This window comes from Burkholderia crassaminum, from assembly GCF_964265005.1.
Classification (GTDB): Bacteria; Pseudomonadota; Gammaproteobacteria; order Burkholderiales; family Burkholderiaceae; genus Burkholderia.
Window position 1 is genome coordinate 3,373,425 of the sequence record NZ_OZ183800.1, and the last position, 14,501, is coordinate 3,387,925.

Annotated in this window: 12 protein-coding genes and 1 pseudogene; 5 read left to right on the forward strand and 8 right to left on the reverse strand. The window is 62.4% G+C overall.

Annotated features, from left to right (window positions below; translation table 11 throughout):
- Positions 1-138: 138 nt before the first annotated feature.
- On the forward strand, positions 139-1,758 hold the full coding sequence (locus ACPTTF_RS32180; RefSeq protein WP_423369693.1) for a histidine-type phosphatase: 1,620 nt from the start codon (positions 139-141) through the stop codon (positions 1,756-1,758).
- A 90-nt stretch (positions 1,759-1,848) separates the two neighbouring features.
- On the opposite strand, the gene ACPTTF_RS32185 is transcribed toward ACPTTF_RS32180, so the two are convergent.
- From ACPTTF_RS32185 to ACPTTF_RS32195, 3 genes are all read right to left on the reverse strand, one after another.
- Positions 1,849-2,379, reverse strand: a complete 531-nt coding sequence (locus ACPTTF_RS32185) for a YcxB family protein (RefSeq protein WP_423369694.1) — start codon at positions 2,377-2,379, stop codon at positions 1,849-1,851.
- A 229-nt stretch (positions 2,380-2,608) separates the two neighbouring features.
- Positions 2,609-3,289, reverse strand: coding sequence for an alanyl-tRNA editing protein (locus ACPTTF_RS32190; RefSeq protein ID WP_423369695.1), 681 nt, complete (start codon positions 3,287-3,289; stop codon positions 2,609-2,611).
- Between the two features lie 36 nt (positions 3,290-3,325).
- Positions 3,326-4,351: a sterol desaturase family protein gene (locus ACPTTF_RS32195; protein ID WP_423369696.1), complete on the reverse strand. Its 1,026-nt coding sequence runs from the start codon at positions 4,349-4,351 to the stop codon at positions 3,326-3,328.
- Between the two features lie 93 nt (positions 4,352-4,444).
- Here ACPTTF_RS32195 and ACPTTF_RS32200 point away from each other — a divergent pair, with 93 nt between their 5' ends.
- Together ACPTTF_RS32200 and ACPTTF_RS32205 are read left to right on the forward strand one after the other, a co-directional pair.
- On the forward strand, positions 4,445-5,491 hold the full coding sequence (locus ACPTTF_RS32200; protein ID WP_423369697.1) for an AraC family transcriptional regulator: 1,047 nt from the start codon (positions 4,445-4,447) through the stop codon (positions 5,489-5,491).
- A 74-nt stretch (positions 5,492-5,565) separates the two neighbouring features.
- Positions 5,566-5,871, forward strand: a complete 306-nt coding sequence (locus tag ACPTTF_RS32205; protein WP_423369698.1) for a hypothetical protein — start codon at positions 5,566-5,568, stop codon at positions 5,869-5,871.
- Between the two features lie 35 nt (positions 5,872-5,906).
- On the opposite strand, the gene ACPTTF_RS32210 is transcribed toward ACPTTF_RS32205, so the two are convergent.
- Positions 5,907-6,119, reverse strand: a complete 213-nt coding sequence (locus ACPTTF_RS32210) for a hypothetical protein (protein WP_423369699.1) — start codon at positions 6,117-6,119, stop codon at positions 5,907-5,909.
- Positions 6,120-6,616: 497 nt separating this feature from the next.
- Between ACPTTF_RS32210 and ACPTTF_RS32215 the strand changes: the two genes are divergently transcribed.
- A complete protein-coding gene (locus ACPTTF_RS32215) occupies positions 6,617-8,263 on the forward strand; it encodes an EAL domain-containing protein (RefSeq protein ID WP_208101904.1) in 1,647 nt (548 codons plus the stop codon).
- 92 nt (positions 8,264-8,355) lie between these two features.
- Positions 8,356-8,849 (forward strand): annotated as a pseudogene (locus ACPTTF_RS32220) (2-keto-3-deoxygluconate permease); the annotation flags it as partial.
- 81 nt (positions 8,850-8,930) lie between these two features.
- On the opposite strand, the gene ACPTTF_RS32225 reads toward ACPTTF_RS32220, so the two are convergent.
- From ACPTTF_RS32225 to ACPTTF_RS32240, 4 genes are all read right to left on the reverse strand, one after another.
- Positions 8,931-9,848, reverse strand: a complete 918-nt coding sequence (locus tag ACPTTF_RS32225; RefSeq protein WP_423369700.1) for a hypothetical protein — start codon at positions 9,846-9,848, stop codon at positions 8,931-8,933.
- A 206-nt stretch (positions 9,849-10,054) separates the two neighbouring features.
- Positions 10,055-11,158 carry an SEL1-like repeat protein gene (locus tag ACPTTF_RS32230; RefSeq protein WP_423369701.1) on the reverse strand — a complete coding sequence of 368 codons (1,104 nt, stop codon included), beginning with the start codon at positions 11,156-11,158 and terminating at the stop codon, positions 10,055-10,057.
- Positions 11,159-11,165: 7 nt separating this feature from the next.
- Positions 11,166-12,473, reverse strand: coding sequence for an SEL1-like repeat protein (locus ACPTTF_RS32235; protein WP_423369702.1), 1,308 nt, complete (start codon positions 12,471-12,473; stop codon positions 11,166-11,168).
- Between the two features lie 3 nt (positions 12,474-12,476).
- Positions 12,477-14,498 carry a phospholipase D-like domain-containing protein gene (locus ACPTTF_RS32240; RefSeq protein WP_423369703.1) on the reverse strand — a complete coding sequence of 674 codons (2,022 nt, stop codon included), beginning with the start codon at positions 14,496-14,498 and terminating at the stop codon, positions 12,477-12,479.
- Positions 14,499-14,501 lie beyond the last annotated feature (3 nt).

Here is a 14,501-nt window from a genome sequence, read left to right on the forward strand (position 1 = left end):
CGGCGGCAATCCGACGATTGCCCGACCGCATCCTGACATTCTGCTGTCAAAGTCGCTTGCAACACTTCCGGGCTTGACCGATCCCTCCCGGAAACGGGACGACGCGAACCCGCGTCGCCCCGCCCGTTGCACGCCACGATGACACGCCCGCCCCGCACCGCCACCGCCCTCGCCGTTGCCTGCCTGCTGCTCGCCGCTTGCGGCGGGGAAGATTCGACACCGCCCGCGGCCTCTGCCGACAACAGCGGCTCGACACCCGCACCGCAGCCGCAACCCCAGCCCACGCCGGCCCCCGCGACCTATTACCAGACGAAGACGCCCTACCGTCCGCAGCAGGACGCCGCGACGTACGAAGCGCCGCCCGCCGGCTACGCGCCCGTCTACACCGAACTCGTCGCGCGCCACGGGTCGCGCGGGCTGTCGGGCTTCAAGTACGACGGCGCGATCTACGCGATGCTGGTCAAGGCCGAGGCGGACGGCGCGCTGACCGCGCTCGGCGCGCAACTCAAGGCCGATACGTACGCGATGATGAAGGCCAATGCGCTGCTCGGCTATGGCGTGGCGGGCATCTCGACACCCGGGTACGGCAACCTCACGCAAACCGGCATCCGTGAACACCAGCAACTCGCCGCGCGCCTCGCGCAGCGGCTGCCCGCGCTGTTCGCGGCCGGCAACCGGCAGATCGTCGTCGTCAACTCGGGCCAGGATCGCGCGGTCGACAGTTCGACCTATTTCTCCGCGTCACTCGTGGCCGCGCAGCCGGCGCTGGCCCGGGCGATCACGCTGCCGGCCGCGCCGTCCGGCTATCCCGCGAACGCGCCGGTCGCCCAGCCGGCCGGCACCAACCGTTTCCTGCTGTATTTCCACTCGCTGAAGCCGGCCACCGACCTCGTGACCGATACAGGCAATCCGTACTACGCGACCTACCAGGCGAGCCAGGCATACCAGGCCTATGCGAACGACGCGACGGTAGCCGCGAAGCTCAACGCGATCAAGGCCGCGCCGCGGGCGGCCGAGGTCGCGCAAACGGTACTCGCCGCGCTCGTGTCGCAGGCCTTCATCGCGAAGCTCGGCACCGATGGCTACACGTTCGCGAACACGGGAACCTATGCGTTCACGTCGGCGGACGGCAAGTTCAGCAACACGCTGAAGGGCGACGGCAAGACGAAGATCGCGACGGCCGTCGATGCGGTGAACGTGCTGTACAACCTGCTGCAGGTTGCGCCCGCGATGACGGCGGAAACCGGCGGCGTCACGATGGAGAAGTACATCGGCGCGGAGCAGGCGCAGTATCTCGCGTATCTGCAGGATGCCGAGGACTACTACCAGAAGGGGCCCGGCATCCAGGAAGCGAACCCCGTCACGTACCGGATGGCGAAGGTGCTGCAGGACGATTTCTTCGGCGAAGTCGATGCGATCGCGCGCGGCGACCTGACCCGCGCCGCGAAGCTGCGCTTCACGCATGCGGAGATCGTGATTCCGTTTGCGTCGATCATGAACCTGAAGAACGTGTTCGTGCCGACGCCGCAAGCGCAGACGTACACGTACGCGAACAACCCGTGGCGCGGCGACAAGGTATCGCCGATGGCCGCGAACATGCAGTGGGATGTCTATCGCAACGGGTCGCGGCTCATCGTGAAGATGCTGTACAACGAGCGCGAAACAGATTTCCAGGCTGCGTGCGACGGCGCGAAGATCGCGCCGGGGAGTCACTTCTACGACTACGCGGGGTTGAAGCAGTGCTACGGGTATCAGTAACGTGACGCGGGCATCGCATCGTGCGACCAGCCCGTTTCGCAACCCGGACGAAGCACCGCGTCCGGGTTTCAGGGTGTGCGCACCGGCCCGCTAGATCTTGCGGACGCCGTTCTGTAGCAGCGTCCGTCGCAGGAGGTCCACCTGCGACGCCGCAAGCGCCCGCTTCGGTATGAGGCGGAACATCACCGCCGACTGATAAAGCAGGATCACGTAACGATCCTCGCTCCAGTGAACAAGATCCGCAAAGCGAAATTCCTCGTGCGAAGTCGGGGATTCGACGATGAAGCATTCGCTGCGCCAGATGACCGTGTGCGGCTGATGGAGGGTCTTTTGCTGGCTGTAGATCTTGCGAGCGACACGACGCATTACCAGATGGTAGAGCAGCGGCACGCCGATCGTGACCACCGCCGCGATTCCCGCGATCCACCAGACATTGCGCCATTCGGGCAACGCGCCGCTTGCCACCCGGAAGCCGCCGAACAATAGGACGACGTACACAATCGACATGATCGCGAATGTCCTGAGCAGATTTTTCCAGTTGTATCTGCGCCAGAGATTCAGGCGGTAAGCGTGGACCAGATCGTCCACGGTCGGTTGAAACACGATATCGGTATCGCTCATGCGCGGGCTCGGAATGTTGGCTGTTTTTATGCTGGCGCTGGATCTTTCACCGCGCGCGCCACGATCCGGACAGCCGGTGATGCGTGCGCAGGGCGACCTGCAAACGAAGCCACGCGAAATCGCCGGCCAATCGATGCATGGATCGCCAATATACATGCGCGGACCCAAGGCCTTGCCGAATCGCGTATCGGCGACGGCATTCAACCTTTCGAGCGTGCGCTTCCGACGGTCACGCGACCCGCTCGCCCCGATGCCCGCCGGCACTCTCCGGCTCGGCCAGCATGACCTCGATCCGCTCCTTGCCCTTCCCGGTATTCCTGCGCTTGAGCGTCAGCATGCCGACTTCGCCGGTCGACGCCGGATGCGTGCCGCCGCACGCCATCGTCGCGAAGCCGTCGACCGTCCAGTATCTGCGTTGCGCGTCGACATCGCTGAAGTCGGTCACGATGCGCAGGTCGCGCTTCGACAGGTCGGCCGCCGCCGATTCGATCTCGGGAAAGAGCGGTGCCACGCTCGTGTCGCTCGCGAAGTCGATGCGCGCCTTGTCCTGCCCGATATGCGCGCCGATGCGTTCGATGCCCGGCCTGAGCCGATAGACCAGCTGCAGCACCATTTCAGCCGCGAAGTGCAGACGCATCAGCCGGTACCGCCGCGCCCAGTCGATGCGCCAGGTCACGCGATCCCCGACGCTCAGCGCATGATCACGCGGCAGCGTATAGACGATGTCGAGACCCTGCTTGTCGGCCCGGATGACCGGATAGCCGCCGAGCGACCCCGCGTCGCTTTCCTGCCCGCCCGAAAACGCAAAGAAGATGGTCGCGTCCACCTGCACGCGATCGCCGTCGACGCGGCTGACGACCGTATCCAGCGTGGTCCGGTAGGGATCGTCCCAGAATACTTTCTTCGTCATTGCCCGCCGCGCCTTTCGCCGAGGAAAGCACGCAGGTTAGCCGAATCGCGTCGGGGTGGCTTGTACGATCTTGCGCCCGGCTGCCGGTGCGTCGTCGCCAGGCGCAACGTGCGGCGCCGGCGCGGTCGCGGCTCCCGCCTCGTCCTTGCGCTCGACGCTCCACGTGTGGATCGGCCGATGCCCCGGCCGTTCCCATTCGGGCGGCATCCACAGGTGTTTCAGCCGCTGGATGACGGGCCCCGGCGCGAACACGTCACGCCACATGTCGACGAATTCGTGCAGGTTCAGCACCAGGAAGTTGTACGAACGAATCTGCTGCGTGATCCCGTAATCGACCGGCTCCGTTTCCTCGACATAGGTGCCGAACAGGCGATCGAAGATGATCAGCACGCCACCGTAGTTCCTGTCGATGTAGCGCGGGTTGCGGCCGTGATGCGCGCGATGGTTCGACGGCGTGTCGAACACGTACTCGAACCAGCGCGGCAGCCGCCCGATCGCTTCGGTATGCACGAAGTACTGGTAGGCGAGATCGACCGCAAGCAGGAACAGCACGACAGCAGGCGGGATGCCGATCCAGACCGGCGGCAGGTAGAACACGAACACGCCGACGAACGCGTTCAGCAGCGACTGCCGCATCGCCGTCGTGAAGTTCATCACTTCACCGCTGTGATGCGGCACGTGCGCGGCCCAGAACCAGCGCACGCGGTGCGACGTGCGATGAAACCAGTAGTAGCAGAACTCCACGACGACGAAGATCGGCACGATCGTGAAGCCGTTCACCGGCACGTCGAACAGCCGGTGCCGGTAGACCCACGCGAAGATCGCGCCCGTGAACAGGAGCCCCATCACCGTCTCGGCCACCTGATAGCCGGCGCCGAGCGACAGGTTCGCGACGATCTCCTTCCAGCGAAACGGCTCACGATGGCCGCGCCGCGTCATCACCGCGTATTCGATCGCGAACGCGATCAGGAAGACCGGCGTCATGCCGATCAGCAGCACCTGCTTCCAGTCCACGTCGTTACCCAGGAACGCATGGAGCCACGTCATCCACTCGGTCGGCATGTTGCGGCCTCGATCAAGAATTGATCGGCAGTATGGTCGCGCGTGGGTCGCCCCGCGTTGACACTTGCCGACGATTACTTGACACTTTCCGCCATGCCCGCCGCCTCCCCGCTATCGACGCAGCGCGTCTACTACTCGAGCACCTACGTGCGGCTGCTGTTCGACTATCTGTCCGAGCAGGGCAGGGACGCCGCGCGCGTGCTCGGCGAGGCGCGGCCTCCCGAGGACGACCGCGGCCTCACGCTGTACGCGAGCGCGCACTGGCGGCGCCTGCTCGAATGCGCGGTGCGCGCACTCGACGATCCACTGCTCGGCCTGCACGTCGGCCAGCGGATCACACCCGCCCACCTCGGCGCGCTCGGCTACGCACTGCATGCGTGCCGCGATGCCGGCGCCGCGCTCGCGCGCTGGCAGCAATACGAACACTTGATCGCGAACGTCGCACGCATGGAAGTGCGCGTCGAAGCGACGTCGGTCGCGATCGAATGGCACGACGCGCCCGAGCCGCTCGGCCCGCTCGTCGACGAAGTCGCGCTCACGGCCATCGTGCAGTTCGCACGCAATATCACCGGCACGCGTGACGGGCCCGATGAGGTCTGCTTCATGCATCCGTCGCCCGGCGACGAACGGCCGTACGTCGATTATTTCGGCTGCCCGGTGCGGTTCGGCCAGCCGGTGAACCGTCTCGCGTTCCCGCTGCACCTGCTCACGCAGCCGCTGCGCCAACCGGATGACGCGCTGCTGCAGATGATGGAACGCCAGGCGAGCACGCTGCTTGCCGAACTGCGGCAGACGGACGATCTCGAACAGTCGGTGCGCGAAGCCGTCGCACGCCTGCTGACGCAAGGCGAAGCGAGCATCGAACAGATCGCGTCGGACCTGCATGTGTCGTCGCGCACGCTCCATCGGCGGCTTGCCGAACTCGGGCTCAACTTCCGGATACTGCGCGAGGACACGCGGCGGCGGCTCGCGATCGACCACCTGAACGATCCGCGGCTGACCCTCGCGGAAGTCGCGTGGCTGCTCGGCTATTCGGAACACAGCGCATTCACGCGCGCCTTCCGGCGCTGGACCGGCGAATCGCCGCAACAGTGGCGTAGCCGGCAACCTGCGCGCGCAGCGAACGTCGCACGCGGCTGAGCGCGGCTCGCAACCGTGCCGCCGACGAACTCGCGTCCGCCCGCGCGGTCGAACGAGCATCGCCGGAGAATCCCATGAAACGCGTTGCCCCTGTCGTTGTCCTGACCCTGCTTGCCGCCGTCAGCTTGCCGGCAGCCGCCGGCGCAACATCCGGCAGCGCCGAGACGGTTCCCGTTCAGGCGCACGCGAACAACTGCGTGCCGTCCCGCAACGCCACGACCGACACCCGCTCGCCGTCGAAGGCGCCGCCGATCCGCGTATGCGTCAGCGATTCCAATACGCAACTGAACCTGCCGTGGTTCCTGACCGACGTCCTCACCGCGGTGGATACCCACCAGTCGGCCGGCGACCTGCTACGCAAGATGCGCAACGATTTCTGAATCGCGGCCGGCGAGACGCTCCGGCAAAGCATCGCTCATTCACCACCGGATTCCTGCAGCACCTGCATGAACGCGCTGGCGGCGCCGGCTCGCATCGCGGGGGCCGCAATGCTGCGCAGCAGCGCGCGCATTTTCTTTCGTTCACCTTTCGAAGACGCTCCATGCTCGCCGCTGATGGTGTCGTAGCACGGCGTATCGCGCGACGTGAGCGCGCGATCGAGCAGGTAATGGCGGGCTTGCACGGTCACGGCAATCCGGATCCACGGCGAGCCTCCGTCGGTTGCGCTGCAACATCGGTCGCGATGACCGAAGCCACGGTATTTTTTTCATCCGGACGCTAAGGCGAGACGCGCGACCGTATCGCGTGGCGACCGATTGCAGGCCGCCGGCAGGTCGGCGAAGACAGCATCTCGAAAGAATGTTTCTCGTCGAGACACAATGACAAAACTACACCAATTGTTGAATAACAATATTTCGTAATCTCTCATCACATCTTATACTTGCCGCGCACCATCCTCGTGCCAAGAGACGGTGTTTTTCGTCCCGGCCGCAAGACCATGCGGCCGGGGGTTTTTTCGGTGCGCGACGCCAATATATATGCACTGCATACGCATGTTCATAGAGGCAAGCCTCGGAATGAACGGCCGATTGCGACGGGGTTGCCACAGAGGCCCGTTGCGACCGTAGAATCGATCGCATCGCGACACCGGCGCGCACAGCGCATTGCCCGAACGGGGCATGATGCATGCGCGCCGCTGGTGTATCGACCGGTTCGACTTGCCTCTCCCAACACACAACACCCAAGGCGACCGCGGGAATGTCGGCGTTCACGCCAGGCTCGAAGCCAGTTTTCCAGCGCAGCGGCGCGTGGCCGCGGGTTGTCTTTTTCGTCGCCGTAATCGTTTGCGTGCTCGTGCCGGCATTCGCGATCGCGCTGGCCGACCGCTACGCGCGCGATACCGTCACCGAGCATGAACGCGTGGTGGCAAACGACATCGTGGCATCGGTGGACCGCATCCTGGACGGTGCGCGCCTGCGACATGTGGACGAACTGACCGCACTCGTCGGGCGGCCGTGCGCGACGGTATTCCGGACGCTCGCCGAAATCGGCACGCGCCTGCGCTACCTGCGCGCCGTTGCGCTGGTGAACGACGGCCGCGTCATGTGCTCGTCGGCGCTGGGGGCGATCGACTTGCCGCTCGGCGCATACACACACGAGCCGGAACCGGGAACGACGCTCGTCACGCTGCTGCGCCAGACTCCGTTCCAGCAGGGCATTCCGGTGCTGCCCGTGTTCTACGCCACCGCGCCCGGCGCAGGCGTGCTCTACCTGATCGAAGGTGACTACGTGGCCGACGCGCTGGCGCACGGCGCCCGCTACGGGACGGAAACCGCGACGCTGTCGATCGCGGGTTCAGGCCATCTCGATCAGCACGGAAAGTTCACGCCGGAATCGGCCGCGGAACCCGCCGGCGGAAGCACGATCGCGTCGCCCCGCTGGCCGTTCACGGTGTCGGTTGCCGCATCCGCGCACTATGCGTCGCAGGTCCGGCAACACTATCGGCTGATCGGCATCACGATCGTGCTGCTGGCGGACGGCCTCGTGATGGCGGCCTACCTGCTGGCCATGGCACCGCGCCGGCTGTTGCTGAAGGCCGTCCGCAACGCGCTCAGGCGCGACGAACTCCATGTCGTGTACCAGCCGATCGTCGAGGTTGGAACGCGCAGGACCGTCGGCGTCGAAGCGCTGCTGCGCTGGGAGCATCCCAAGTGGGGGGCCATCAGCCCGGCCGTGTTCATCCCGCAAGTCGAATCGAGCGCGGTGCTGCCGAAAGTGACCGAATTCGTGCTGCGGACAGCCGTGTCGGAACTGTCCGCGCTGACGCCGTCGATGCCGCTGCGCATCGCCGTCAACATCGCGCCGAAGGATCTCGAGCGCACGCGGTTCGTGTCCGTCGTCGAGGATGCGATCCGCGCGCTGCCGCCCGGCTTTACGCTGGTGCTCGAAGTCACCGAGCGTATCCTGCTCGAGAAGAATGCGCGAACCACCGCGATCTTCCATGCGTTGAGAGCAAAAGGCGCGAAGTTCGCGATCGACGACTTCGGCACGCATCACAGCAATCTCGACATGCTGTCGCGCTTTCCGTTCGACTACGTGAAGATCGACCGGCAGTTCGTCTCGCAACTGAACGGCGGCAGCGCGGGGTTGATCGAGGGCATCGCGTCCGTCGCGCATCACTACGACCTGAAGATCATCGCGGAGGGCGTGGAAACGGAAGCGCAGCATCGCGCGCTGCATACGGTCGGGATTCAGTACGCGCAGGGGTATCTGTATCAGCGGCCGCAGCGGGTGGAGAATCTGAAGCGCGATGTCGGGTGGGTGTCGGTGTAGCGGCGACGCCGCACGCACAATCCTGCGCGACCGTCGCCGGCTCGACACCGACCGCTTGCGCGGAGATACCCGAGTCGCGCGGAAATCGCCAGATCGGCTTCACGCTCGGCAACCTCGATGAAGACCTGCGCGAGCTGTTCGGGCGCTGCGTGCATCCGCTGATCCCGTTCTTCGGCTTCGCGCTCGGCAACGGTATCGATCTCAACGTGATCACGAAGAGCGGGCTGCCGGGCTGCCGGGCATCGCGCTCGGGCTCGGGCTCGGGCTCGGGCTCGCGGTGATCGTCGTGACGGGTGTGCCGCTGATTCTGGCGGACAAGTTGCTTGGCGGCGGTAACGGAACCGCCGGGCTTGCCGCGTCGTCGACGGCCGGCGCCGCGGTCGCGAACCCGGCGATCATCGGCGAGATGATTCCGAAGTTCAAACCGATGGTGCCGGCTGCGACGGTGATCGTCCCGACGGCGTGTCTCGTGCCGATCCTGACGTCGATGGGGGCGAAGCGGGCGGCGAGATTGTCAGGGATACCGATTATCGTTGCGGCGCGGGCGGGGCATGGCGCGCCGATCGAACATGAGGGGCATGTTTGAGGGGGCATCGGAATCCGCAATCTTCCGGTGATCCGCCGTCGTGTCGTGCGCCGGCAAATCACCCTCACCCGCGTTCGGCTTCTACGACGACGACATTCCCCGCGACGTTTCGACAGTGCCGCGGCTCACGGGCGCGTAGAACACGCGGAACCACACCCAGTAAGCCACAAAGGCCCCGCCGAGAACAACGATCGCCATCGTTCCGGACAACACGGCCACCGCAAGCATGCCGTCAAGCAACTGCAACGCCAAATAGAACAGAACCGCGGTGGATGCCATCGCCGCGAGCGACGCGCCCAGCCAACGCCAGCCGTGCAGTCGAGCGAGATCGCGACGCAGCCCAAGCCTCGCTCCCGCAAAGATCAGCGCCGCGGGAACCACCAACGCGCCAACGTAGCTGAACATCGTGCGCATGAGGTCGTCGTCGAAGGTGTCGAGCAGCATCGGCACCGTTAGCGTCATCAAAAGCAGCCATACGCTTGCGAACAGCCAGGCCGCGAGGCCCGCAATGTACCGCGTTGCGTGACCGCGGGGCGCCTCGGGTAACGCATCGTTGCGAAACACGCGCGTGACGAACCGCCACGCAAGCCAGGCCACGAATGCATACAGGGCAGCACTCACCGGCGCGATGAGCTTCAAGATGACCGTCAGATACGTGCCGTTGCCAGCCAAGCTCACCACCACCATCTGGATGATGAATATCTGCGCGATCTGCCAGACCAGCAGGCATAACGCATAGGCCGTCAGCAGCCGTGCGGGACGACGAAACGCAAGCTGATCGCGATGATCGCCGTGCCAGCGAACAATCAGATAAACCAGTCCGGTTCGAAACACCAGGTTCTGGATGAAACTGGTCAGTTGCACAGCCACCATCTGCGGGGTTAGCGAGAACCTCGTCAACTGCACGTAGAGGCCGGATAGAAACAGCACGGTGATGATGAGCGCTGCGATGAGAGCCGCCGCACCAGGTAGCGAGACGGGCCGGGTGGGTGAATTCATGTGGACTCCGGGGTCGATGTGGTTGTCAGTTGAACGGCGCTAGGCCAATCGGGTGAGGAGCGGCAACGCGCCGCCTTTGTGAAACCGGTGGTGAGTGTCACTAATCTGGCCGGTTCCGGGTTCCGTACGCAGGCTTGCGAGCAAGTTCGGTCGATGCGTGACCGTATCCAGCTGCAGGCAGGATGCGATGTTTTCAGGTTGGCAACCTACGAAGGCTTGTCTGCCGATCCCGGAAGCGGCAGCCCCGTCGCGGGATCGAGATGCTTGGCCTTCGCCATCTTGCTGACGAGTTCGTCCGAGGGCTTCTGCGGTGGAATGGCTGCGTCCTGTTCTTTTTGCCATTGGAAGGAGCCATCCCAGGGGGGAAGCTTTGCGGGTGGCAGGGGAACGATTTTGTCGATGTCCGGGATCCCGGGATTGCGACCGTCGTTGTGATCGAGAAATCTCTCGATCAGATCATAGCGTCGAGCGCGCTCCGGATCATTGGGAAGCGCAAGATAGTACAGACGATCACTCTCGGGAGGCGCTTCGAACCCGTTTTCCAGGAACGAGGCAGACTGAATATTCCCCGATTCGACTCCTTTCTGGAATACCTTCACCGCTTCCGCGTAGTGCTTGTCAGTTTTCAGGTCGATTCCCAAGGCACTCGCGGCCTTGCCGAAACCTTGAGCTGTCGCGCATTCGCGCATTTCCTTTGCTACGGTGGGAGCCTTATCAATCGGGGCAAGCAGATCCGCCACGTAGTACTGCGCCTCAGGACTACCCATATCGGCCGCCTTCCGGAAATAGCGCAACGACATTTCCGGATTTTTCTTCAAGCCATACCCACCCTCCAGGTAATGACCAATATCATAATATCCGGAGAGTATCTGTTGATCGACTAGCCGCGCAGCAAGATCAACCGACTCCTTTTCCGCATCGGGAGAACTGACAAGTCCTTGCGAAATCAAAAGTTGTACGTTGCCATTGGCCTTGTAGTGATCATATGCTGCGGCGATTCGATAGTAACGAGCGATATCATCGAAGTCCTTTTCTCCCTTCAGTTTCTGAAGGTATCGACCGTACCGAAACAGCTTGTCTGCTTCCGCGTCGAGAGAGGGCAAGTGATCTGCTTCGTGCACGCAAGTGAACGCCAGATTCAGCCGTACCGCATCCACATCAGGTACCGGGTTCACGGCATTTTCGCTCTTCGAGCAGGCTGCCAGCAGGCACGAAATCAGTAGGACGGCAGGCGTTCTACGCTTGTTTGATCGAGCCTGCTTCCCGTGGTCGTAATCGAGCGAGCGATTAGCCACGCAGAATTTCGGCATGAGTCGATCAAGCCTGACCGAGGTACGCAACGAGTTCCCATGCAACTTGTTCGACGTGCCGGCGCGTACCCATCATGCTGTCGAGCACCGCCAGCTTTCTCGGTTCATGTACAACGACAGACGGCAACGCATCGCCCTTGAGAAACCGGCGCTGCGTATCCCCGACCTGGCCGATGCCGAGTTTCGCGCACCATACACCATCTTCCGGGCAGGGCTGACCTGTGTGAGCAACCGTACCCAGCGGCAAGCGGGACGTGACATTTTCAGGTTGTCCGGTCTGCGAGGGCTTGTCTGCCGAACCCGGCAGCGGAAGCCCTGTCGCAGGATCGAGATGCCTGGACTTCGCCATCTCGGTGACGAACTCATCTGACGGCTTCCCGGGTGGCGTCGCTGCGTCCTGCTCCTTTTGCCACTGAAACCTGCCATCCCACGGCGGAAGCGTTGCAGGCGGCAGCGGAACGATCATGTCGATATCTGGAACCTTGGGGCTGCGACCATCGTTGGCATCGAGAAACTTGCCGATCAGATCGTAACGCCGTGAGCGCTCGGGATCGTTCGGCAGTTCGAGATAGTCGAGTTGATTCGACTTCGGCGGCCCCTTGAATCCGTCTCTCAAGAACGACGCAGACATGGTATCGCCTGCGCTCACCCCTTTCTGGAAAGTCTTCGCGGCGTCGACGTAAAGCCCTCCCGTCTTTTGGTCGACACCCAGCAAGTTTGCGGCCTGACCGAATCCCTGATCGGCGGCGCACGCCAGCATTTGCCTTGCGATATCTGGCGCTTTGTCATTGGGCAACAGCAGGTCGCCCACATGGAACTGCGCCTCGGGATTACCCAGATCGGCTGCCTTGCGGAAATACTGCAGTGCACCCTCCGCATCCTGCTTCAAGCCATAGCCGATCTCGAGATAGTGCCCGATATCGTAGTAACCGCTCGGTATGCCTTGCTTGACCAATTTCATGCCGAGGTCGACGACCTCGGTCCGTGCATCCGGCGAGTCCGCCAGCCCTTGCGAGATGAGCGATTGCAGATTCTGGTTCGCCTTGTAGTGATCGTGCGCCGCGGCAATCCTGTAGTAGCGAGCGACATCGTTGAAGTCCTTGGGGCCATCTTTCTTTTCCAGATACCGTGCGTAACGGAACAGGCTGTCGGCTTGCGGATCGAGAGGCGGCAAATGGTCCGCCTGATGCGTGCAGGTGAACGCTAGATTCGCGCGCACCGCGCTCATGTCAGGTGATGAGGCCACCGAGGACTCCTTTTTCGTGCAAGCACACAACAGAATGGAAAGCGCAATGATCAGAATGTGTCGGGTCATGGCTTAATCGCTACGGCTGATGTCGTTGGATGATCGCAGGAAACCGACAAGCGACGCGGCGGGAGCCAGCCCCCTGTTCCTGTTGATCTTGTTCTGCGTAATGATCTTTCCCCACTGCGTGAATGCCTCTGCAGGCTCATCCGACACGCCTTGTCCGTGCGTATGCAGGTTCCACAGTTGCCTGCGCAACGATTTCGCGACTTCTGCATGCTCAGTACAGATGTTCAGTTCGCTATCGCCTTCCATGCTACGCGAGTTGATATTCGCGGAACCCAATGTAGTCATTGCATCATCGACAGTCATCAACTTCGCGTGCACGTATACCGGCACCCAACCGCCGGGCGGCGAATCAGGGGCGACCAAAGTGCACACATGAACCTTCAGGTTGGTCGTCTCCAACGACGGAATATCGACATTCGCCAGATCGTTGCTGTCCAGATCGGAGAGCGCCTGCTGATGCTTCTGAATACTGTCCTGGTTTTGCGTGTACGCCGACATGGCCGCAGTAAACGAGCCGGAATCTGCAGGGTTGAATGCCACGACCTGACCGGACTCCAGTGCTTTCTGGCGCGCCTCATCCTGAGCAAGTGCATCCTCTAGCGCCTTTCGATTCGCCTCGACGGCTGCATCCTGCGCGGGATTCTGAATCGCTCTTGTCACACCCGGCATCGAATTCGTTTGCCCGAGCGCGTTCAGCATACGATACGTGTTGAACGTCCCGTTGGCCACCGCATCGTCGCTGGAATTCGTAATCACGAACAAATGAATTGATCCATGTTGGCCGGGATCACGCCCTCCTTTCGTTTGATTGAGAGCCGTTTTCCGGAGTTGTTGGGCGAGCGGCACCCATCGGAAGTACTGGTTCTGGATGAAAACGCATTGCGTTGCGTTGTTCGCGGCCTGCAGATACATCGCCGCAATATCTGCGACGTTCTTTACTTTCGGCTTCTTCGTTTCTTCCTGGGACCGTGTCCGCACGACCTGTGCCATCACGGAGGCACCTGCGTCCGGATGAATCTTCAGCTTCGCCCCCATGCCTGTTCGCGCCTTCCCGAGACTCTGGCCCGTCGCCGCATCCCATGCCAAGCAGAAGTTGTCGTTCAGGTCTTGCAGAATCGGCCCGGTCACGAGGCTGGATATGTCTTGCCACGGATAGGGCCCGTTGCGCCCTTGATTCGGCGCATTGCGTTTCGCACTGTGATCGCTTTTGTCCCAGTACTGATCTAGCATGTTATGACCCATCACGAAGCCGGTCGCAAGATTCGGGTCTTCATAATCGATCAACACAGTCTTCTGGTGATGGCACGGGGCGAGGTACCCAGTTATATACGCATTCTGGAGCTTGGTCCGCCTGTCACGTTCAGTATCCTTGCCACGCATATACAGTCGCCACATATTCTCGCCACGCTCTTCCATCGAGAAGTCTCGCGTAGCGAATTCGATATTCGAGAACGTAAAGGGATACTGCGTCAACCACCTCAACTTCTGGATGGCAGAATTCCATGGACCTGCCATGGTGACGTTATTCAAGTTGGCGCAGTAATACCACCACGTATCGTAAAGGCGCTCGTGGGTGGTCTGGTAGTCGTGTGCGAGAAGCGTGGACCACTTGTCGTACGCCCAATCAGGGATGCCTTGCTTGAGCCAGGTCTCCCAGTCGTAGCCGGGCATGTTGTTCTCGCTCAACGGAGCCAGATACCAGTCATCGTGCCAGCATAGCAACCGGACCTTCACATCTTTCTTGCCCTTTTCCACAAGAAGATGGCCGATCGTCTTCGCACCGCCGCCGCGCCGGAAAAACATGGATGGCTGAAAACCCCAGCATATGATGTCCACCGAATGCTTCGCAGCAACGATTGCATCGTAAACCTCGCCGAACGCCTCTTCGCCGTTCACCAGTGGTCGGAACGTAGCCTGTCTCGGATCGTATTCGCTCTGGTGCACAAACCATTTCAGCGTGAGATCCGCCGTATTCGTATGGTTCAGCGCCATCGGCGTGGTAATCGGCTTGTCCGGCGTTGCCATGAG